Here is a 21,434-nt window from a genome sequence, read left to right as displayed (position 1 = left end):
GCGGTCGCGTACGTAGGTGAGTGCGTACGCCGCGCCTACGGAGGCTGTGGCCGCGCTCACAGAGGCGGCGCCGGCTGTACTCAAGGAGGCGTGTACGCCGCGTCCTCGAGGGCGGCGTGGGCCCTGCGGGGCGTCCCGGAGTCCTGACCGGGGCGTCCCGCAGTATGAAATACGGCATGGCCGGGGCCCGCGCCCCCGTTAGGCTGCGGGCCATGACCAGCGCATCCGACGCCGCCCAGCCCTCGCCCGTCCTCGACACCGCCCGCCGCGCCAGGGAGGCGGCCGCCGTGCTCGCCCCGCTGCCGCGCACGGCACGGGACGGCGCCCTGCTGGCCGTCGCCGACGCGCTGGTGGCCAGGACCGAGGAGATCGTCGCCGCCAACGCGGAGGACGTCGCCAAGGCCCGCGCGGCCGGCACCAGCGACGCCATCGTGGACCGGCTCACCCTCACCCCCGAGCGGATCGCCGCCATCGCCGCCGACGTCCGGCACGTCGTCGCGCTGCCCGACCCGGTCGGCGAGGTCGTCCGCGGCTCGACCCTCCCGAACGGCCTGGACCTGCGCCAGGTCCGCGTTCCGCTGGGCGTCGTCGGGATCATCTACGAGGCCCGCCCGAACGTCACGGTCGACGCCGCGGCCCTCTGCCTGAAGTCCGGCAACGCCGTCCTGCTGCGCGGCTCGTCCTCCGCGTACGCCTCGAACACCGCCCTGGTCGCCGTCCTGCGCGACGCCGTCGCCGCTGCCGGGCTGCCCGCCGACGCCGTCCAGCTGGTACCGGGCCAGAGCCGGGAGTCGGTGAAGGAGCTGATGCGCGCCCGCGGCCTGGTCGACGTGCTGATCCCGCGCGGCGGCGCCTCCCTGATCCGTACGGTCGTGGAGGAGTCCACCGTCCCGGTCATCGAGACCGGCACCGGCAACTGCCACGTGTACGTCGACAAGGACGCCGACATCGAGACGGCGCTCAAGATCCTCGTCAACAGCAAGGCGCAGCGCCCGAGTGTCTGCAACGCCGCCGAGACCGTCCTCGTGCACGCCGGCATCGCGGACGCCTTCCTGCCGCGCGCGCTGGCCGCGCTCACGGAGGCGGGCGTGATGGTGCACGGCGACGAGACCTGGCAGAAGGCCGGGCCCGGCATGGTCGCGCCCGCCACGGACGAGGACTGGGCCACGGAGTACCTCTCGTACGACATCGCCGCCGCCGTGGTGCCCGACCTGGACGCCGCCGTCGCGCACATCCGGAACTGGTCCTCCGGCCACACCGAGGCCATCGTCACCACCTCGCAGGCCGCGGCGCGCCGCTTCACCCAGCTGGTGGACGCGACGACCGTCGCGGTCAATGCCTCCACCCGCTTCACCGACGGCAGCCAGTTCGGCTTCGGCGCCGAGATCGGCATCTCCACGCAGAAGCTGCACGCCCGCGGCCCGATGGGCCTGCCGGAGCTGACCTCGACCAAGTACATCGTCACGGGCGACGGACACGTACGGGACTGACGCCGGGGCGGACGCGAAGCTGACGCTCCCTCGGGAGCGGAGGCGGGGACGCAGGCGGGAGCGCCCGCGGCGCGGAATGCCGCGGGCGAATTCCTGTCCTCCGGGGCGATTGTCCCGACCGAGGTGAATTCCCGCGCTCTCTGTCCGAATTGACCGTCCGCGGCTAATCTGGACGGGTGCCGGACGACGTGGGGGCCGGGCCGTTCCCGGACGGCAGTGAGCCCGACGAGCACCACCACGGGAACCACGGAGAGGCGGACGCGCACTCGCCCCGCGGGGGCGGGGGTGACGAGTTCGCCGCCGTGGTCTTCGACGAGGAATTCGTCCGGTCGGCCCTCATCCACGAGCCGACCGCCGTCGAGCGGATGGTCGCCGCGGCGCAGGCCCGCGCCGAGACGGAGGCCGGCCGGGGCCGCCCGCTGCCGGCCGGTGACCCGGACGGCGGCCAGGAGGGCGCAGAAGGGGCTGTGGAGGCCGCAGGAGCGCCGGACGGCCGGCCGGCCGGTGAGTTCCTCCCCTACAGCCCGTACGGCCCGTACGGCGGCGCTCTGCGCCCCTATCGCGGTACGGCCCGCTGGCACCGCCCCATCGCCTGGGTGCTGGCCGTCCTGATGGGCATCGGCATGGTCGTGCTCGCCTTCACGGCCGTCTACCGAGGCGCTTCGGGCCGCACGCAGACCCCGGCCCCGCCGCCCGCCACCACCGGCGTCGACGGCAGACCGCCCACCGCGAGCATCGGCCAGGCCCCCGCCTCCAGCGCCGAACGCGGCGGCCCGGCCCCGCCCGTCGTACTGCCTTCGGCCTCCGCCGACTCCGGCCCGCCGTCGGCGTCCGCCGTACCGCGCGAGCCCTGACCGGCCCACGCCCCTTTACGCCGTGCGCGCGCCGTGCCTGACCTGCACCGGGAAGTTGGCGCGCACCTGGGCGTTTACCTCGGCCGTCCCCGACCTACTCTTGTTGTATGACCGGGCCAGGTGACCCTCCCGAAGGGACCCCCGCGGGAGCCCCGGGCGGAGGGGAGGACGAGTACCGATCCGTCGTGTTCGACGAATCGTTCGTACGCGCTGCGCGATTGCAGGAGTTCTCCGCGCAGGAGCGGATGGGGGACCACGCGCCCGCGGTGCGCAGCCGCCACGCGTGGTCGCGCTTCGGCGGCTCCCGGCAGGCGCTGATCCTCGTCCTGCTGATAGCGCTGGCTTTCGGTACCGCGATCTACATGGGCGTCCGTCATCCGTACCGGGCTCCGGACCCCACCCCCGCACCGCCGCTGCGCAGTACGGTCATTCCGCTCGCGCCGGTGGGCACGGTGCCCGGCGGACAGCCCGGTGACCTGTACGACCACAGCCCGGCGGCCGGCTTCCGCACCGGCGCTGCGGGCGTCAACCTCCCCGTCGTACGGCGCACCGGACAGTTCTCCGACAGTCAGGTCATGACCGCGCTGACCACGGCGAAGGAGTACGTCGTACGGTCCTCGCTGGACCCGGACACGCTGGCCGGCGGGCCCGCGCGGGGCGTGCGGCTGCTGCTGGACACCTCGCAGCTCGACCAGTTCGACCGGAGTCTGAAGCGGCCGTCCGACGACGGGCGGCACGCCGCGACCGGCTGGCTGGTGCGGTTCGACCCCTCGCAGTCCCGGCTCGCCGACCCGCGCGTACGGGTCGACGGCACCCTCGCGGTGGAGCCCGCGGCGGGCGGTAACGCCCTGGAGGTCACCGCGGACTACACCTTCGTGTACGCGGTACGGCCGCCCGACGGCCGGACCTCCGCCGGGGGCCCGGGGAACACGGCACCGGCGGCTTCGGGGGAGGCGGCGCCGGTGGCATCGGGGAGCGCTTCCGGAAGCGTGACGACCGCGACGGCCACGAGCGCGACGGGCCCGGCGGACGACGGCAAGGCACGCGCCGCGGCGCGGCAGCGGGCCGACGGTGCGTCACTCTTCACCGTCCGCCGGGAGCTGCACTTCCGCTTCGACCGCGACGACCTGCGCGACCGCCGCCTGGAGGTCCAGTCGAGCTACCTCCAAGCGGGACCGATGTCCTGCAACTCCGGCCCGGAGAGCGCCCTGCGGCCGCTGCTCGCGGGTGAACGGGCCGGGAACGGCCGCCCCCAGGGCACCGACCCGTACGCCCACGGCAGCACCAACGCCTCGCTCTGCGGCGTCATGGCACCGTCGGCGGAACCGAGCCCGGTGAACTGAGCCCGGCGGGCCGGGGGCCGGTGCATGGAGCCCGGCGGGCCGGCTCCCGGTGGCTACTGGCCGGGCGCCGCGTCCGGGCCGTCCGACCGCGCGCGGCCCGAGCCGCCGCTCCGCCCACTGCCGAACACCGTGTCACGCAGCTTGCCGCCCAGGTCCCCGGCGCCGCCCGCGATGTCCCGCACCAGGCCCATCAGCGGGTCCTTGCTGTTGCGCACCGAGTCGGCGTAGTGCGTCGCCGACTCCTTGAAGGAGTCGGACACCGAGGTGTCCCTGTCCTCGTCGCGGCGCGGGTAGTGCCCCTCCATGATGCGCTGGTGGTCCCGCGAAGCGGCCCACTTCTTCAGCTCGGCGGCGCGCACCGTCGTGAACGGGTGGCTGCGCGGCAGCACGTTGAGGATCTTCAGGACGGAGTCGCGCAGGTCGCCGCCGCGCTCGTACTCCTCCGCCTGGGCCAGGAAGGAGTCGACGTTCATCTCGTGGAGGTGGTTGCCGCCCGCGAGCTTCATCAGGCCGCGCATGGAAGCCTGGAGGTCCTGGCCGACCAGCAGCCCCGCCCGGTCCGCCGACAGCTCGGACTTGCGGAACCACTCGCGCAGCCCGGTGACTATCGCCATGATCGCTACATTGCCCAGCGGGATCCAGGCGACCTTGAGCGCCAGATTCGTCAGGAACAGCAGTATGGTCCGGTACACCGCGTGCCCGGACAGCGCGTGGCCGACCTCGTGGCCGATGACCGCGCGCATCTCCTCCTCGTCGAGCAGCTCGACGAGCCCCGTGGTCAGCACGATCACCGGCTCGTCCAGGCCGATGCACATGGCGTTGGGCTGCGGGTCCTGATTGACGTACATCGGCGGGACCTTCTCCAGGTCCAGGATGTGACAGGCGTCCCGCAGCATGGCGTTGAGGTGGGCGAACTGCTGGTCGCTGACCCGCACCGAATCCGAGAGGTACAGCAGCCGCAGGCTGCGCTCGGGCAGCAGGCCGCTCAGTGCCTTGAAGACGGTGTCGAACCCGCTCAGCTTGCGCAGGGCCACCAGAGCGGACCGGTCCGCGGGGTGCTCGTACGCCCGGGAAGAGATCCCCGGGAACCGCCTGCGGTCCCTGCTCGGTACGCGCTCGCTGCCGTTCGGGCCATCCGTCATCGGTGCCTCCCCCTCATTCGACTGCGTAGATTCAGAGTAGAGGACGCCGCTGACAGCGCTTTGGATGCCCGGCGTACGCTGGCGGAGGAACGAATCGCCGCAGATGCCCGCAAGGAGCGTCCCCGCGCAGCGCATGCCGGGGCGGTCCCGTGCGCGCGGCGGTGGCCGGCCCGGCCGGCACCGAGGCCCGTGGAGCGTGGTGCGCACGGGCCCGCACAGAACCCGCACAAAGGAGCGCGACCCCTCATGGTGGACCCGAGCGTGCTGCTCGCCGCACAGACCTCCAACGCCGACGGACCGGGCTGGATCCTGCGCTCCGTGATCATCGTCGGCGTGCTCGGCGCGATCTTCATGGCGTGGTTCCTGCTGCGCGGCTACGGCGGCGACCAGGACTGAGGCGCGCTCACCCACGCGGGCCCGCGCGCCCGCGTAGTCGGTGACGCCTTGTGCGAGTACCGCCCCGGAGGCCGCGCGCCGGGCCCCGGACAAGGGCGGAATCCACCGGAAACGTCCCCTCGTGGGCCGTTCCGGCGGAGTCGGCGTGAGGTCCGGACAGGCCCGCGCTTACGATGTGGACAAGTCCCTGCCCGCATCAGCCCGGATTGGTTCTGCTGACGATGAGCCTGCACACCACCGCACACTCCGTCCTGGTCACCCTCGCCGAGGGCGGCGAGCACGGTGGCAACCACGACAGCCTCAACCCCGCCGTCACCGGCGGCGGCGCCCTCGTCGTGCTGCTGCTCCTGCTGTGGATCACCACGCGCTTCAACCGGGACCGCTGAGGCAGGGACCCGTATCCCTCGGCGCGCGGCGCCCAGTAGGGTCTGCACGCATGGGAGAGCAGACAGGGCCCGTGAAGCGGCGGCTCGGAGTGATGGGCGGGACGTTCGACCCGATCCACAACGGACACCTGGTCGCCGCCAGCGAGGTGGCCAGCCAGTTCCACCTCGACGAGGTCATCTTCGTACCGACGGGGCAGCCGTGGCAGAAGAGCCACAAGGCGGTGTCCCCGGCCGAGGACCGGTATCTGATGACGGTCATCGCGACCGCGTCCAACCCCCAGTTCTCCGTCAGCCGCATCGACATCGACCGCGGCGGCAAGACGTACACCATCGACACCCTCCGGGATCTGCGCGCCGAGCACTCCGACGCGGATCTCTTCTTCATCACCGGCGCCGACGCGCTCGGCCAGATCCTGACCTGGCGGGACGCCGAGGAACTGTTCTCGCTCGCCCACTTCATCGGGTGCACCAGGCCCGGCCACGTGCTCGCCGACCCCGGACTGCCCGAGGGCGGGGTCTCCCTGGTCGAGGTGCCGGCCCTGGCCATCTCCTCGACCGACTGCCGGTCGCGCGTCGCGCAGGGAGAGCCGGTCTGGTACCTGGTGCCCGACGGAGTGGTGCGCTACATCGACAAGCGCCGCCTCTACCGGGACGACCGGCGCCCCCACGACCACGACGACGACCGCTGACGACGACCGCCGACGGGGCCGAGACGGAGAGAGGGCACCGGTGAACGACCGACAGGATCCGTACGCGCCACGGGACCCGTACGCCCAGGACCCCTACGAGTACGAGCGGGGCCAGGGGCAGCAGGACGGGCCGGGGTACGTCTACGACGCCTACGGGCAGCCGGTGTACCAGGAGACGCCGCGTCAGCAGTACGACCCGTACGGCACGCAGTACGGCCACCCGCAGGCCCAGGGCTACGACCCGTCGTACGGCCAGGCCCAGGGGTACGGCCAGGGCGGTTACGAGCAGGGCCACGGCCAGGGCTACGACCCGTACGGCGGCTACCAGCAGCCCGCGCAGCAGGCCCAGCAGACCCAGCAGCAGACCTGGGTGCCGCAGCAGCCGCAGTACGGGCAACAGGAGTATGTCCAGCCGCAGCCCTACGAAGCGCAGCCCTCGTACGAGCCGCAGTCTCCGTACGAGTCGCAGGCCCCGTCCGGTGGCGGGTCCTCGCGGGAGGAGGCCTCTTCGGGCACGGGGCAGGCCCGGCCGGCCGGTACCGGTGGCCGCACCGACACCACGGACCGCCCCTCCGGCGAGGAGTACCGCACCGAACAGTTCTCGTTCATCGAGGAGCAGAACGAGGACTCCGAAGACGTCATCGACTGGCTGAAGTTCACCGAGAGCCGCACCGAGCGGCGCGAAGAGGCCAAGCGCCGCGGCCGCAGCCGCATCATCGCGCTGTCCGTCGTCCTCGCCCTGCTGGCCGTGGGCGGCGTCGGCTACCTGTGGTGGGCCGGCAAGCTGCCCGGCCTGGGCGGGAACGCCGCCGGGGACGCGGCCGCCGCCGCGGGCCAGAAGCGCGACGTACTGGTGGTCCACCTCCGTGAGACCGGCAGCGACGAGAGCTCGACGGCGCTGCTCGTGGAGAACGAGACCACCCACAAGGGCACCACCGTCCTCCTCCCCAACAATCTCGCGATCACCGGGGACGACGGCCAGGCCACGACCCTGGGCAAGTCCGTGAAGGACGCCGGCGCCGAACCCACGCGCGACTCCCTCAACACGCTCCTCGGCGCGGACCTGAAGGCGAGCTGGCGGCTGGACACGCCGTACCTGGAGAACCTCGTCGAGACGGTCGGCGGCATCACCGTGGACGCCGACACCACCGTGCCGGGCGCCAAGAAGGGCGACGACCCGCTGGTCAAGGCGGGCAGGGGGCGCGTACTGAACGGCCAGGCGGCCGTCGCGTACGCCACCTACCGGGGCCCGGGCGAGCTGCAGACGAAGCAGCTGGCGCGCTTCGGGCAGGTGATGCAGGCCACGCTGAAGCGGATGTCCAGCGACGCGGACGGCGCGACCGCGACCGTGAAGTCCCTGATGCAGGTCCTGGACCCGCCGCTCACGGTGGGCCAGCTGGGCAGCTCCCTCGCGCAGCGCGCCGAGCTCGCCAAGACCGGCGCGTACCGTACGACCGTGCTGCCCGTGCAGCAGGACGGCACGCTCAGTGCCCGGACCGCCTCCGACGTGGTCAAGGACATCCTGGGCGGCAAGGTCAGGAAGACGGATCCGAGCGCGACCGCCCGGGTCAGCGTCCGGAACGCCTCCGGCAGCCAGAAGGCGGTCGGACAGGCACAGGCCGCGCTGGTCAACGGCGGCTACTCGTTCGTGGACGGCGGCACCGCCGCGGGCTCCCTGTCGGCGTCCCGGGTGACGTACGGGGACGAGGCGCACAAGCCGCGCGCCGAGGAGGTCGCGAAGACCCTGGGCCTGCCGGCGAGCTCGGTGAAGAAGGGCAAGGTCGCTTCCAACGCCGACATCACGGTGCTGCTGGGCAGCGACTACAAGGGGTGACGGGCGCGGGGCGGGCCCGGCCCGGCCGGTGTTCCCGCCCCCGCCGCTCCTCTCCCGTTCCTGCGCTGACCAGCGCCGATTCCTGCTTGTCCACAAGCCCACCGGGGTGTCAGCGGTCCGTGAGACCCTTGAGGGGTACTTGACCGCTGACTCGGCCGCGGTCGGCGGGCCTTCCCGCGGACGCGCCGGGCAGCACCGCCATCGACCCGGAAGTTTGGCTTGTGACCGCCACGGACCGCTCCATCGAGCTCATCAACGCCGCCGCGCAGGCGGCCGCCGACAAGCTCGCGCACGACATCATCGCGTACGACGTCAGCGACGTCCTCTCGATCACCGACGCCTTCCTGCTGGCGTCGGCGCCCAACGACCGCCAGGTCAAGTCGATCGTCGACGAGATCGAGGAGCGGCTGAACAAGGACCTGGGCGCGAAGCCGGTCCGCCGCGAGGGCGACCGTGAGGCCCGCTGGGTGCTCCTGGACTACGTCGACATCGTCGTTCACGTCCAGCACAGCGAGGAGCGCGTGTTCTACGCCCTGGAGCGCCTGTGGAAGGACTGCCCGGAGCTGGAGCTGCCCGAGGACGCCAAGGCGACCCGCGGCCGGGCGGCGGCGCACGCCGAGGAGACGGCCGCCGAGCAGGACGGAGAGCTGCGCTGAACGGCACGAAGGCGGGCCGCGGCCGCAAGATCGTCCTGTGGCGGCACGGCCAGACGGCGTGGAATCTGGAGCGCCGCTTCCAGGGCACCACGGACATCGAGCTGACCGAGGTGGGCGTCGGGCAGGCGCGGCGTGCCGCACGGCTGCTCGCGGCGCTGAAGCCGGACGCGATCATCGCTTCGGACCTCAAGCGTGCGGCCCGCACGGCCGGTGAGCTGTCGGCGATCACTCACCTGGACGTGACGCACGACGAAGCGCTGCGGGAGACGTACGCGGGTGCCTGGCAGGGGCTGACGCACGAGGAGATCGTGGCGCAGTACGGCGAGCAGTACGCCGCCTGGAAGCGCGGCGAGCCGGTGCGCCGGGGCGGCGGCGAGCTGGAGACCGAGGTCGCGGACCGCGCGGCGCCGGTCGTGCGGCTGGCGGCCGACAAGCTGCCCGACGGCGGCACCCTGGTCGTGGTGAGCCACGGCGGCACGATCCGTACGACGATCGGCCGGCTGCTGGGCCTGGAGCCGCACCACTGGGAGGGTTTGGGCGGCCTGTCGAACTGCTGCTGGTCCGTCCTGGGCGAGGGCGCCCGTGGCTGGCGCCTGCTGGAGCACAACGCCGGCACGCTTCCCGAGCCGGTGCTGGGCGACGACGACTGACCCGGCGGCCCGGTCGGCGGCGGCTCTCCGGGGGCCCGCCGACGGCCGGCCGGACCCGGATTTCACATCTGGGCAGGTCGCAGGCTAAAGTTCTTCTTGTTCGCGGCGCCGCTGGGGAAAACCCCGGAGGAGCGGAACAAGACCCGGGGCTATAGCTCAGTTGGTAGAGCGCCTGCATGGCATGCAGGAGGTCAGGAGTTCAATTCTCCTTAGCTCCACAACCCGGATGATCCCGCCCTCTGGCGGAGACGGAGAGCGATTCTCCGCCTCGCCAGGAGGCGGGATCACTGTTGTTTCCGGGCACCTGGGGCGCGTTCGTTGTTGTGCGCGCCGGGGCGAGCGCCCGCGCAACGGCTTGTGCGCGTCTGCGCGGCGACGGCGGACCACCCGTCCGTGCTGGTCAGGCTGTGGGCCTGACCTGGTCGGCGGTCCGTGGCAGAATCGGACGGCGCCGGCAGGGGAGGAGAGGACGCGATGCCTACGAGCATCATCGAGGAGGTCCGTGACCTGCTCGGCGTTGCCGCCTCCGCGCTGCAGTGCCCTTCCTGCGGCTCGCCGCACGTGGCGCAGATGCTGGGCGACAACGGCGGGATCTCATTCGTCTGTACGGCCTGCGGCCACAGCTGGAGCTGACTGATGGGGGCACACAGCCGGAAGTGCGACTGGTGCGGCAGCGGTACGCCCATCGTGCGCGACATGGAGCCGCCGAACTCCGACTTCCAGTACTGGTGCGAGGAATGTGCCCGGGCGCTGATCATAAAAGGCGATCCCATCGAGACCTACCGTGAGCTGGACGGCGAGCCCATCTACGGCCGCCTGCTCGACGAGCACTGCACGCTGAAGCGTTTTTATTCTTTCGCCACGGCCTGAGCACCACCCGCGCGGGGGCGGATACTGACGGCCCGTCACCAGCCCTCTCAGGCGGCGCACCACCGCGCCCGGAGAGCATCCGCCGGCCGTGCATGACCGTTTCTCCACAACTTCGGCGCATAACACGCTCCCTGAGCTACTTTCTGTTCCAACGCCCCGGACCGGATCGGTCCACTCCTCTATGCGTGACCTGTGGATGATTGGCCGGAATCACCCCGTTGAGGGGGGAACTCCGGCCGTACCGTGAGGCGTTGTACAGCTCAGAGCTGCCGCCGCGAAACGGCCGGCGGCAAGGGGGAAGCGACGGGGGCCGCAAGTGACAGACACAGTTGTGGGGGACGCACCGCACACAGAGACCATCGCGGAGCGGGACGGACAGGCGACGGCGGCCGGACTCACGCCGTTCATCGACGCGTTGCGCGTGCCGCCCCTCATCAAGCCGGGCCGCGCGGAAGCCCTGCGCGGCATCACGATCGAGCAGCGAACCAGCTGGGTGCGGCTGCACTCCCAGCTGCCGCCCACCAAGGTGTGGGCGTACGAGGGGCATTACCCGGGCCCCACCATCGAAGTGCGCCGCGGCCGCAGGCTCCGGGTGTCCTGGACGAACCGCCTCACGGGCGCCTTCCCGGTGACCGCGGTGGAGGTGGCGGCGACACCGGAGGTGCCCGCGCCGCTGAACGAGCCGGGCCGCGGCGGTGCCGAGCCCATCGCGGGCGTGGCCGCGCTCCCGCCCTGGGTCGTCACGCACCTGCACGGCGCGGTGACCGGCGGCGGCAACGACGGCTGGTCGGAGAACGCCGTCTCGCCCGGCGACGCCCAGCTCTCGGAGTATCCGAACGACCACCGCGCGACGACGTGGTGGTACCACGACCACGCCATGGACATCACCCGCTGGAATGTCTTCTCGGGCCTGGCCGGCATGTATCTGCTGCGGGACGACGAGGAGGAGGCGCTGCACCTTCCCTCGGGAGAGCGCGAGATCCCGCTCGTCATCCAGGACCGCAACCTCGACACGGACGAAGAAGGCCGGCTGACCGGTCGGCTGCTCCACAAGACCCTGATCGTCGGCAAGGACAACCAGGGCAAGAACATCACCATCCCGTTCTCCGGCCCCTACACGCTGGTGAACGGCACGATCTGGCCGCACCTGGACGTCGACGCGCGCTGGTACCGCTTCCGGCTGCTCAACGCCTCCAACGCCCGGACGTACGCCCTCCAGCTGATCGACGAGGAGACGGGCCGTCCGGTCACCGGAGCGGTGCACCAGATCGGTTCCGACGGCGGGCTGCTGCCGCGTCCGCTGCCGGTGGACGGGACCCTGTCGGTGGCCTCCGCCGAGCGGATGGACCTGCTGGTCGACTTCGGCCGGCTGTGCGGCCGGCGGCTGCGGCTGGTCAACGCCGCGCCGGGGGTGGCGTATCCGCAGGTGATGCAGATCCGGGTCGGTTCGAAGAAGGTGTCCGATTCCTTCGTGCTGCCCCCGGTGATCTCGCCGACGTTCGAGCGGATCACCCATGAGACGGCGCCGAAGCACGAACACCGCCTGATAGCCCTCACCCCGCCGGGCCCGATCGGCAACGGCCACCCGGAGATGTGGGAGATGCACGAGGTCGACCCGGACCACGTCACCGTCCCGTCCGAGGGGATCATCCAGATCAAGGGGGCCGACGCCAGGACGCGTACGTACCGGCGCGGTGCCCGGATGTTCGACGACACCCTCGGCTTCATGGTCCGGTACGACGACTGGGAGCAGTGGAGCTTCCTGAACCTCGGCGGCGCCGGCACGCATCCGATGCACCTCCACCTGATCGACTTCCAGGTGCTCAGCCGCGACCGTTATCCGGCGGTGCCGGACAGCCCGTACGACAACGCGCTGGGAGGTACCCGCAGTCCGCTGGAGTACGGGGGCCGGCTGCCCATAGCCCCGGGTGACCAGGGCTGGAAGGACGTCATACAGGTGCCGCCGGGGCAGATGGTCAACGTGATCGGCAGGTTCCACGGCGCCAAGGGCCGCTTCATGTACCACTGCCATCTGCTGGAACACGAGGACATGGGGATGATGCGTCCGTTCGTGGTGATGCCTCCGGAGGTGCTGGTGTTCCATCACCACACCCCGGGCGGTGGCCACGACCACGGGGAGCACTGACCCGGGGCCCGCCGGTCCGGCGCAGGAGGACGGCGGTCAGCAGCAGGAGCGCGACCCCGGCGATCGGGTAGCTGCCGGAGAGGAGCATCTGGCCGCCGTTCTGGTGCAGTTCCGCGTGGCTGTGCGGGCGGTGCGGCACCCACCACAGCGCGAAGGAGGCGAAGAGCAGCCCGAGCCCTCCGGTGGCCGCCCAGAGCCGGCGGCCCGTCCGGGTGGCCCGTCCGCCGCGGCGTACGGCCTCCGTGCCCAGCAGGATCAGTGCCGGTACGGCCCACACCCAGTGGTGCGACCAGGAGATCGGGCTGATCAGCAGCGCGGTGGTGGCGCAGGCGACGGCCGCCCAGGCGCGCTGGCCGCGGAGCAGTGCGGTGGTGGCGAGCGCCAGCCCCGCGACCGCGGCCACGGCAGCGGCGGCCGGCCACCACAGGCCGGTGTCGGGCGTGTGCAGCAGTCGGGCGAGGACGCCGCGCAGTGACTGGTTGGCGGTGATCTCCACATCGCCCGGCCGGTCGGAGGCGAAGACGATCTCGGTCCAGAAGCGGGCCGAGTCGCGGGGCAGGGCCAGGGCGGAGAGGAGGACGGTGCCGAGAAAAGCGAGGACCGCGACGCAGGCCTGACGCAGCCAGGGGTTCCAGGTACCGCGCAGTCCCTGCCCCGGCTGCCGCAGCTGACGGGCGCGCAGCAGTCCCGCGAGCGCGAGCCACACGGCGAAGAGGGCGGGGGTGAGCTTGATCCCGGCGGCGATGCCGATGCCGATGCCGGCCCGGCGGTCGGTGTCCCGGCGGGTGACGTCCCAGAGCACGAGCACGGCGAGGAGGAGGTTGATCTGCCCGTAGCGCAGCGTCGTCCACACGGGCTCGCACCAGACGAGCAGTGCGGAGAGGGCGAGCGTCGCGGTGGCCTGCCGGGCGCGCGGGGCGCGCGTTCCGGGGGGCGGTCGAGGGCAGGCCGGTCAGGCGGAGCGTGAGGTGCACCACGGCGACCAGGAGCAGGAGGTTGCCGAGGGTGGCGAGCGTGCGCATCTCCGGGACGCCGAGGAGGGTCAGCGGCACGAAGAGCAGGGAGGCGAAGGGCGGATAGGTGTTGGGCAGCTGCGCGGAGGTGGCGAGCATGTCGTAGAGGTCGCCGCCGGTGCGGGCGGTCCAGCCCTCGGCGCGGTAGACCATCAGGTCCAGCATGGTCACGCCGGCCAGCCGCTGGACGATCCAGAAGACCGTGAAGGAGAGCGCACAGACCAGTGCGGCCGTCAGGAGGCGGCGACGGACGCCCTCGAGAGGGAGCGAGCCGCGGCGTCCGACGGACTGGTCGAGCTTCGGCGCGGTCACGTTCCAGGCCCCCGGTTTTGTTCGAGCACGGATTGTCGACAGTACTCCGGCCGCCGACCGCCTGGCCGGGTGCCGTGCTGGTGTGCCGTCGACCTTCAGGGGGCTCGGCGGGCTGCCGCCGGAGGGAGCCGGGAAAGCGATTTGGCAAAGGCCGGGGGCAGCCGTGTAATGTAGTCGATGTCGCCGCGAGGGAAACCCCGCGAAGACCACAACAGAACACGGGGCTATAGCTCAGTTGGTAGAGCGCCTGCATGGCATGCAGGAGGTCAGGAGTTCAATTCTCCTTAGCTCCACAGTGATCAGAGCGGGCCGTCCGAGAAGGACGGCCCGCTCTGTCGTGCACGCGGATTCCGTCCCGCCCGTGCCCGCTGGCTTCCGTGCGGGACGTCACAGCGCCGGGCCGCTCCGGGCGGTCACGGTTTCTCCAGCCGGAGGGCCAGGGCCGGGCAGCGGCGTACGGCGCGCTGGGCGCGGGCCCGCAGCGCTCCCGGGAGCACGTCCTCGGACAGCACGGGGAAACCGTCCCGGTCGAGTCCCACGGCCTCCGGCAGCAGCCCGGCGCACAGCCCGTGCCCCTCGCACAGCGTCCAGTCCACCGCCAGCCGCTCCCCGGCGGCCTCCGGGGCCCCGGCCCCCTCCACCGCGCCGCCCGCCGTCCCAGCGGCCTCTTCGGGCGGCAGCGGCAGCAGCCCGGCGGTGGGCCGCCCGCAGCCGCCGGCCAGGACGTGCGCGGCCAGGTCGTCGGGGAAGGCGGCGAGCGCCGACAGCACGAACCGGGCCGAGCCGTCGGGGTGTTTGCAGGCCCCCCGCCCCCGTACGCCGCGCGCCGCCTCCCGTACCGCCTCCAGGGCGGGCTGCCCGCCGCCGCCCAGCGCCTCGGCGAGCAACCCGGCCAGCGACGGCAGACCCAGTCGGCACGGTCCGCACTGCCCCGCCGACTCCGCCGCCAGCCACCGCGCGATGCGCAGCGCCTCGCCCAGCGGACACGTCGCCGCGGTCAGCGGCAGCACGGCGCCCGCGCCCAGCGCCCCACCGCGTGCCGCCAGCGCCTCCCGGGAGAGCGGCGTCCCGTACGCGGTGGCGGGGTCCAGCCAGGCGCCGTGGTAGCCGCCGATCAGGACGCCGGGCGGTGCGGGCTCGGCACCGCAGGACTGCAGGACGTACGGCAGCGGCACCCCGCTGGGCGCCTCGACGACCGCGGGTGCGGGGACCGCGCCGGAGACCGTCAGCAGGATCGTGCCCGGTTCGCCGGGCAGGCCGGTACTGGAGTAGAGGTCGGGGCCGAGGCGGGCGGCGACCGCGAGTTGGGCGAAGGTCTCGGCGTTGGACAGCAGCGTGGGGGCGCCGCCCAGCCCGGACTCGGCGGCCCGTGCCCGGCGGCCCGGCGGCACCGGTGGCCCGCCCTCGGCGGCCCGGATCAGCGCGGACGCCTCGCCGGAGACCAGGCGTTCGGGCGAGCGTACGACCTGCGCGTGCAGCGCACGCCCGCGCCGTTTGCGCCCCAGCCCCCGTTCCGCGAGGGCTTCCCGTACGGAGTTGTCGGCCGTGGCCTTCGTCACGCCGATGACCAGCAGGTGTGCGCCGAGGGCTGTGGCGGCCAGCAGCGCGCCGTCCAGGACGAGGTGTGGCGCGCGGCACAGCAGCACGGTGTCCTTGCGGCAGGCGGGCTCGCCCTCGCAGCCGTTCACCACGACGACGGGGCGTACCCCGCGGCGGGCCGCGGCCCCGGCGACCGCCGTCAGCTTCCGGGCGAACGGGAAACCGGCGCCGCCCCGGCCGCGCAGCGCCACGGAGTCGGCGACGGCGGCCAGCTGTTCCCCGGAGAGCGCCGGCAGCGACCCGTGGAGGAGCAGATGCCGCTTGCGGTCCAGCCGTTCCGCCTCGTCGAACCCGGCGCACAGTCGCGGCAGTCCGAGCACCCGTACGCCGGGCACGTCGGGCAGCGGCCCGCCGGCCGCGTACGGGACCAGCGTGGCGACGGTCATGGGGTACGGCCGTCCGGGTCGTGGGGGAGGGGCGCGCCCTCGGCACGGCCGCCGGAGATCGTGGGCTGCACCAGGGTGGGCGGGCCGGTCCACTCGGGGGCGTACGGCGCGGCACCGAGGCCGGCGTACGGGAGGTGCTCGGCGGGCACTTCGTCCGGTGCCCGGCCGTCGCCCGTCACGTAGCCGTCTCCGGACGGCGCGTACGGGGCGTACGCCGCGGAGACGTACGGCAGCGTCTCAGTGGGCGCGTCGGCCGGTACCCATGAAGGGACGCTCTGCGCGTCTCCTACGGGAGTGCTCGCCGTCGCCACTACGGGTGCGCTCGCGGTGGCCGCCTCAGGAGCGTCCGCGGGCGCTTCCGGGGCGGAGCGCGTACCCGGAGGCCCCGCTGCCCGGCGCCCGGCCCGGCGCCGGGCCGGCTTCCGTAGGCGCAGCGGCAACGAGAACGGCAGTTCCCGGCGCGGCATGAAGTACGGGAACTCCGCACACGGGGTGAAGAGCAGGCGGGCCAGCAGGGCGCCCATGACCGCCACGAGGCACAGCACGTACCCCGTGGTGACCCACCCCGAGGGCGCGCGGCCGGACTTGAGGCCGTGCAGGAGGGCCAGGCACCACGCGGCGTACGCGCTGGTGTGCAGGGCGCGCCAGCGCCCCGAGACCCGCCCGCGCCCGGCGAACGCGCTGCGCAGCGCGCCGGTCGCGGCAGCCAGGACCATCAGCAGTCCGGCCAGCGTGCCGAACCCGATGAGCGGTGCGGTGCCGGGTGCGACGGGTCCGGAGAGCACCACGGACGCGAACGGCAGGAACGCGTCCAGGAAGCGGGCGTGCTCCTCGGCCACCTTGACGGCGATGTGCAGCACCAGGAAGCCGAGCGAGGCGGTGGCCAGCGCCCGGTGGATGCCCTGGGCGAGGAGCCTGCTGCGCGGCGCCAGGACCGTACGGCCGGCCGCGAGCAGGCCCCAGACCACGGCGGCGGTGAGCGAGACGAGCGTGAGCACCCCGGCGGTGTGGTCGAAGAACGCGCGGAAGACGGGTGCCGCGGCGACGAGGGGGAGGATCAGGAGGGCGCCGGCCCCGGTGGTGAGCGCGGGGCGGGGCCTCCGCAGGCGCTGGGGGAGGCGTAAGTGGTGGGGGAGGCCGGGACGGCGGGTGCGGGCCGCCCGGCGCGCCGTCGGGCCCGGTAGCAGTTGCATGCCCGGCAAGCTAGGGGCCGTCGCACGGGCGGGCGGGCGGCTTGGCGTATCCCGCCCGCACGGTGCGACCCGCTGCTAACGTCGGTCCGTTCGCGCCCCGCACACCCGCTCGGCCGCTCCTTTTCCGGCACGACCACCGGTGTCCCGGCGGCCTACGGCGGCAGCCGGCAGGACTTCCCCGGCGCCTCCCCCTCCGAGGCGACGTCGGCAAGGGGCTGCCGCCTCGCTGCAGAGCCTGGGCAAGGACAGCTCGCTGCGCGCCGTCGCCGGCCACGACGACGTCACGGGCGTCGACACGCCGGGCAGGGGCTACGGGGGCTCTGCCCGGCGCTGAGACCCCCGTACGCCGGGCCGCTGTCCTGTCCGGCATGTGGGACGGAGCACCCGCGGGGGAACCTCGGCGCGGGCTCCTGGCGCGCTGCGGTACCCTGACGCCATGCGTGCCGTACGCCTTCTGCTTAGCGGGCCGCGCTGATCAGTACCGACCGGACCGGAGACTGCGAGGTCCGAGTCGGAATCGGCGCGGCGTCCCCTCCTGTGCGAGGGGCCTTTTTGTTTCCGGCGCCGACCGGCAAGAAGGTGCCCGCAAGGGGTGCGTTTCCGCAGGCAGAGACGATCGATGGAGCTTTTGGGACGATGAGCGAGACGACCACGGCCGCCGAGGCGGCGGCCCCGCACCGCTATACGGCCGCGCTGGCCGCGGACATCGAGGCACGCTGGCAGGACTTCTGGGACGAGAACGGCACCTACGAGGCGCCGAACCCCAGCGGTGACCTGGCCGGCGACCCGGAGCTGGTGAACAGGCCGAAGAAGTTCGTCATGGACATGTTCCCGTACCCCTCGGGTGCGGGTCTGCACGTCGGCCACCCCCTGGGCTACATCGCCACCGACGTCTTCGCCCGCTTCCAGCGCATGACGGGCCACAACGTCCTGCACACCCTGGGCTTCGACGCCTTCGGCCTGCCCGCCGAGCAGTACGCCGTCCAGACGGGCACCCACCCCCGGGTCTCCACCGAGGCCAACATCGTCAACATGAAGGCGCAGCTGCGCCGCCTGGGCCTGGGCCACGACCAGCGCCGTTCGGTCGAGACGATCGACCCGGCGTACTACAGGTGGACCCAGTGGATCTTCCTGCAGATCTTCAACTCCTGGTACGACACCGAGGCCAGGAAGGCACGCCCGATCGACGAGCTGGTCGCCCAGTTCGAGGCGGGCGAGCGGGAGACCCCCGACGGCCGCGCGTGGGCCGACCTGAGCGCCCTCGAGCGCGCCAACGTCCTGGGCGAGTACCGCCTGGCGTACGCCTCCGACGCGCCGGTCAACTGGTGCCCGGGCCTGGGCACCGTCCTGGCCAACGAGGAGGTCACCGCCGAGGGCCGCTCCGAGCGCGGCAACTTCCCGGTCTTCAAGTCCAAGCTGCGCCAGTGGAACATGCGCATCACCGCCTATGCGGACCGCCTGCTGGAGGACCTGGACGGGCTGGACTGGCCCGAGGCGATCAAGCTGCAGCAGCGCAACTGGATCGGCCGCTCCGAGGGCGCGCGGGTCGACTTCCCCGTGGGCGACGGCCAGCACATCACCGTCTTCACCACTCGCCAGGACACCCTGTTCGGCGCGACCTACATGGTGCTGGCCCCGGAGCACGACCTGGTCTCCGGCGAGGACTCGATCGTTCCGGACGCGTGGCCCGAGGGCACGCACGACGTGTGGACCGGCGGATACGCCACCCCGGCCGAGGCCGTCGCCGCGTACCGCAAGCAGGCCGCCTCGAAGTCCGACGTCGAGCGCCAGGCCGAGGCCAAGGACAAGACCGGCGTCTTCACCGGCGTGTACGCGACCAACCCGGTCAGCGGCGAGCAGGTCCCGGTCTTCATCGCCGACTACGTCCTGATGGGCTACGGCACCGGCGCGATCATGGCCGTCCCGGCGCACGACAGCCGTGACTTCGCCTTCGCGCGCGCCTTCGAGCTGCCCATGCGCTGCGTGGTCGAGCCCTCGGACGACCGCGGCACCGACCCGTCCACCTGGGACGACGCCTTCTCCTCGTACGACGCGAAGATCGTCAACTCCTCCTCCGACGCGATCTCCCTGGACGGCCTGTCGGTCGCCGAGGCCAAGACCCGGATCACCCAGTGGCTGGGCGTCCAGGGCATCGGCGAGGGCACCGTGAACTTCCGGCTGCGCGACTGGCTGTTCAGCCGGCAGCGCTACTGGGGCGAGCCCTTCCCGATCGTGTACGACGAGGACGGCGTGGCGCACGCGCTGCCCGAGTCGATGCTGCCGCTGGAGCTGCCCGAGGTCGAGGACTACTCCCCGCGCACCTTCGACCCGGACGACGCCGACACCTCCCCGGAGACCCCGCTGTCCCGGAACGAGGAGTGGGTCAACGTCGACCTGGACCTGGGTGACGGCCGGGGCGTGCGGCGCTACCGCCGTGAGACCAACACCATGCCCAACTGGGCCGGCTCCTGCTGGTACGAGCTGCGCTACCTGGACCCGAACAACGCCGAGAAGCTGGTCGACCCGGCCAACGAGCAGTACTGGATGGGCCTGCGCGAAGGCCAGCCGCACGGCGGTGTCGACCTGTACGTGGGCGGCGCCGAGCACGCCGTGCTGCACCTGCTGTACGCCCGCCTCTGGACCAAGGTGCTGCACGACCTGGGGCACATCGCGTCCCGCGAGCCGTTCCACAAGCTGTACAACCAGGGCATGATCCAGGCCTTCGTGTACCGGGACAAGCGTGGCATCGCGGTCCCGGCGGCCGAGGTCGAGGAGCGCGACGGCAAGTTCTACTACCAGGGCGAGAAGGTCAGCCGCGTCCTCGGCAAGATGGGCAAGTCCCTGAAGAACGCCGTCACCCCGGACGAGATCTGCCAGGAGTACGGCGCCGACACGCTGCGGCTGTACGAGATGGCGATGGGCCCGCTGGACGTCTCGCGTCCCTGGGACACCCGCGCCGTCGTCGGCCAGTACCGTCTGCTGCAGCGCCTGTGGCGCAACGTCGTGGACGAGGCCACCGGTGAGGTCACCGTCGTGGACACCGAGCCGGACGAGGACACGCTGCGGGTCCTGCACAAGACCATCGACGGCGTCCGTCAGGACATGGCCGGACTGCGCTTCAACACCGCGATCGCCAAGATCACGGAGCTGAACAACCACCTGACGAAGTCCGGCGGCAGGGTCCCGCGCTCCGTCGCCGAGAAGCTGGTGCTGCTGGTCGCGCCGCTGGCTCCGCACATCGGCGAGGAGCTGTGGCGCAAGCTGGGCCACACCGAGACCGTGGTGTACGCGGACTTCCCGGAGGCCGACCCGGCGTACGTCGTCGACGAGACCGTGACCTGCGTCGTGCAGATCAAGGGCAAGGTCAAGGCCCGTCTGGAGGTCTCGCCGTCCATCTCGGACGCGGACCTGGAGGCGGCGGCGCTGGCCGAGCCCGCGGTCGTGACGGCACTGGGCGGTGCCGGCATCCGCAAGGTGATCGTCCGGGCGCCGAAGCTGGTCAACATCGTTCCGGCCTGATCCGGTCCCGGTGCGCGCCCGTCCGCGGGCGCGCACCGGGGAAGCTCCCTAGGGGGAGGTTGGGGGTTCTTGGGGAACCCTTGACCTGCCGGGCCCGTTTACGGTGGGAGAAGGAAGCCGTCCGCCCGGCGGCCGAGCCCCACGTGAGGGAAGCCCATGACCACCGTGCTCGTGATCCTCGCCCTGCTCTTCGTGCTGTTCGTCGCGGCAGGGGTCTTCGTGACGGTCAAGGCCGTCTCGGCGGCCAAGCGCGGCGTGGACCGTACGGTCGCCCAGGCCCGCCGCACGGTCGAGGACACCACTCTGCGAGCCCGTCGGTACACCCAGTCCGGCCCGGCCGGACACCTCGCCGAGCTGCGGCACTCGCTGCGCACGTCGATGCGTGCCACCCAGGAGGCGCTGCGTGCGGCATCCGCCGAGGACCAGTCGCTGCGCGAAGCGCTGAACCTTTTCGGACAGCTCAGTGCGCACGGCCATGAGCTGGACGACGAACTGAAGCGTCTGGAGCGCGAGCCGGACCGGGAGCGCATCGCCCAGTGCCTCCCTGAGCTGCGCGAACGCGTGGAGCGGGTCATGCACGCCGCGGATTCGCTGCGCTGGGCGGCCCAGGACCGGGCCCGCAAGTTCGCCGCCGACGACCTGTCGGCGCTCGCCGGGCAGATCGACATGGAGGCCGGCGCGCTGCGGCACTGGACCCCGGCGGCGGGTGAGCGCGAGACGGCGCACGGTCCGGGTGCGGGCGCCGTACCGGACCCGCTCGCCGCATGGCCGCCGGCGGCGGAGCCGGACACCGCACAGCCGCAGGAGGGCCCGCGGGCCATCAATGCCCCGGACCCGCGCATACAGGCCCCGTACCCCTGGCAGAAGACGGCCCGCCCGGAGAACTCGGGCTGAGGCCGGTCACGGTTGGGGGCCGTACGGTCACGGGCCGTTCGCCGGCGGCGTCGTTCGCCGGT

At 72.5% G+C, this 21,434-nt stretch carries 16 protein-coding genes, 2 tRNA genes and 2 pseudogenes; 16 read left to right on the top strand and 4 right to left on the bottom strand.

Going from position 1 to position 21,434, the window contains the following annotated elements; translation table 11 throughout:
* Positions 1–212 precede the first annotated feature (212 nt).
* The 3 genes from AAC944_RS13360 (at position 213) to AAC944_RS13350 (ending at position 3,687) form a co-directional block, all read left to right on the top strand.
* Positions 213–1,490 (top strand): glutamate-5-semialdehyde dehydrogenase, encoded by a 1,278-nt coding sequence (locus AAC944_RS13360; RefSeq protein WP_030614709.1) that lies wholly within the window; start codon positions 213–215, stop codon positions 1,488–1,490.
* A 176-nt stretch (positions 1,491–1,666) separates the two neighbouring features.
* Positions 1,667–2,344, top strand: coding sequence for an SCO2584 family spore wall biosynthesis protein (locus AAC944_RS13355; RefSeq protein ID WP_030614707.1), 678 nt, complete (start codon positions 1,667–1,669; stop codon positions 2,342–2,344).
* A 107-nt stretch (positions 2,345–2,451) separates the two neighbouring features.
* Positions 2,452–3,687, top strand: coding sequence for an SCO2583 family membrane protein (locus tag AAC944_RS13350; protein WP_030614704.1), 1,236 nt, complete (start codon positions 2,452–2,454; stop codon positions 3,685–3,687).
* 53 nt (positions 3,688–3,740) lie between these two features.
* Here AAC944_RS13350 and AAC944_RS13345 read toward each other — a convergent pair whose 3' ends face one another.
* On the bottom strand, positions 3,741–4,829 hold the full coding sequence (locus tag AAC944_RS13345) for a M48 family metallopeptidase (RefSeq protein WP_030614701.1): 1,089 nt from the start codon (positions 4,827–4,829) through the stop codon (positions 3,741–3,743).
* A gap of 246 nt (positions 4,830–5,075) precedes the next feature.
* On the opposite strand from AAC944_RS13345, the gene AAC944_RS13340 reads away from it, so the two are divergent.
* From AAC944_RS13340 to phsA, 10 genes are all read left to right on the top strand, one after another.
* A complete protein-coding gene (locus tag AAC944_RS13340; protein ID WP_196942999.1) occupies positions 5,076–5,225 on the top strand; it encodes a hypothetical protein in 150 nt (49 codons plus the stop codon).
* A 221-nt stretch (positions 5,226–5,446) separates the two neighbouring features.
* Positions 5,447–5,611, top strand: coding sequence for a hypothetical protein (locus tag AAC944_RS13335; RefSeq protein WP_030614699.1), 165 nt, complete (start codon positions 5,447–5,449; stop codon positions 5,609–5,611).
* A gap of 50 nt (positions 5,612–5,661) precedes the next feature.
* Complete coding sequence (gene nadD / locus AAC944_RS13330) at positions 5,662–6,300, top strand: nicotinate-nucleotide adenylyltransferase (RefSeq protein ID WP_037772208.1); 639 nt, start codon at positions 5,662–5,664, stop codon at positions 6,298–6,300.
* A gap of 40 nt (positions 6,301–6,340) precedes the next feature.
* A complete protein-coding gene (locus AAC944_RS13325; protein ID WP_030614692.1) occupies positions 6,341–8,134 on the top strand; it encodes an LCP family protein in 1,794 nt (597 codons plus the stop codon).
* Positions 8,135–8,355: 221 nt separating this feature from the next.
* Positions 8,356–8,790, top strand: a complete 435-nt coding sequence (gene rsfS, locus AAC944_RS13320; protein ID WP_030614686.1) for a ribosome silencing factor — start codon at positions 8,356–8,358, stop codon at positions 8,788–8,790.
* Complete coding sequence (locus tag AAC944_RS13315; protein ID WP_030614683.1) at positions 8,787–9,440, top strand: histidine phosphatase family protein; 654 nt, start codon at positions 8,787–8,789, stop codon at positions 9,438–9,440. The genes rsfS and AAC944_RS13315 overlap by 4 nt, the downstream gene beginning before the upstream one ends.
* Positions 9,441–9,585: 145 nt before the next feature.
* A tRNA-Ala gene (locus AAC944_RS13310) sits at positions 9,586–9,658 on the top strand.
* A 256-nt stretch (positions 9,659–9,914) separates the two neighbouring features.
* Positions 9,915–10,073, top strand: a complete 159-nt coding sequence (locus AAC944_RS13305) for a hypothetical protein (RefSeq protein ID WP_107054143.1) — start codon at positions 9,915–9,917, stop codon at positions 10,071–10,073.
* Positions 10,074–10,076: 3 nt separating this feature from the next.
* Positions 10,077–10,310: a hypothetical protein gene (locus AAC944_RS13300; RefSeq protein WP_030614681.1), complete on the top strand. Its 234-nt coding sequence runs from the start codon at positions 10,077–10,079 to the stop codon at positions 10,308–10,310.
* Between the two features lie 316 nt (positions 10,311–10,626).
* Entirely contained in the window at positions 10,627–12,456 is a 1,830-nt protein-coding gene (gene phsA, locus AAC944_RS13295; RefSeq protein WP_107054142.1) for an O-aminophenol oxidase PhsA, read from the top strand.
* A 358-nt stretch (positions 12,457–12,814) separates the two neighbouring features.
* Here the strand turns inward: phsA and AAC944_RS13290 are convergent.
* A pseudogene (locus AAC944_RS13290) lies at positions 12,815–13,309 on the bottom strand (glycosyltransferase 87 family protein); the annotation flags it as partial.
* A 692-nt stretch (positions 13,310–14,001) separates the two neighbouring features.
* Between AAC944_RS13290 and AAC944_RS13285 the strand changes: the two are divergent.
* Positions 14,002–14,074, top strand: a tRNA-Ala gene (locus tag AAC944_RS13285).
* A 59-nt stretch (positions 14,075–14,133) separates the two neighbouring features.
* Here the strand turns inward: AAC944_RS13285 and AAC944_RS13280 are convergent.
* Positions 14,134–15,766 (bottom strand): annotated as a pseudogene (locus tag AAC944_RS13280) (NADH-ubiquinone oxidoreductase-F iron-sulfur binding region domain-containing protein); the annotation flags it as partial.
* Positions 15,763–16,959: a ferric reductase-like transmembrane domain-containing protein gene (locus tag AAC944_RS13275; protein ID WP_051871751.1), complete on the bottom strand. Its 1,197-nt coding sequence runs from the start codon at positions 16,957–16,959 to the stop codon at positions 15,763–15,765. The pseudogene AAC944_RS13280 and the gene AAC944_RS13275, both read right to left, overlap by 4 nt.
* Positions 16,960–17,595: 636 nt before the next feature.
* Between AAC944_RS13275 and leuS the strand changes: the two genes are divergently transcribed.
* Positions 17,596–20,478, top strand: a complete 2,883-nt coding sequence (gene leuS, locus AAC944_RS13270) for a leucine--tRNA ligase (protein WP_030614670.1) — start codon at positions 17,596–17,598, stop codon at positions 20,476–20,478.
* Between the two features lie 156 nt (positions 20,479–20,634).
* Complete coding sequence (locus tag AAC944_RS13265; RefSeq protein WP_030614667.1) at positions 20,635–21,372, top strand: hypothetical protein; 738 nt, start codon at positions 20,635–20,637, stop codon at positions 21,370–21,372.
* Positions 21,373–21,434 lie beyond the last annotated feature (62 nt).

Source organism: Streptomyces sclerotialus (genome assembly GCF_040907265.1).
In the GTDB taxonomy this organism is placed as follows: domain Bacteria; phylum Actinomycetota; class Actinomycetes; order Streptomycetales; family Streptomycetaceae; genus Streptomyces; species Streptomyces sclerotialus.
This window is presented reverse-complemented; position numbering and strand designations above follow the sequence as displayed.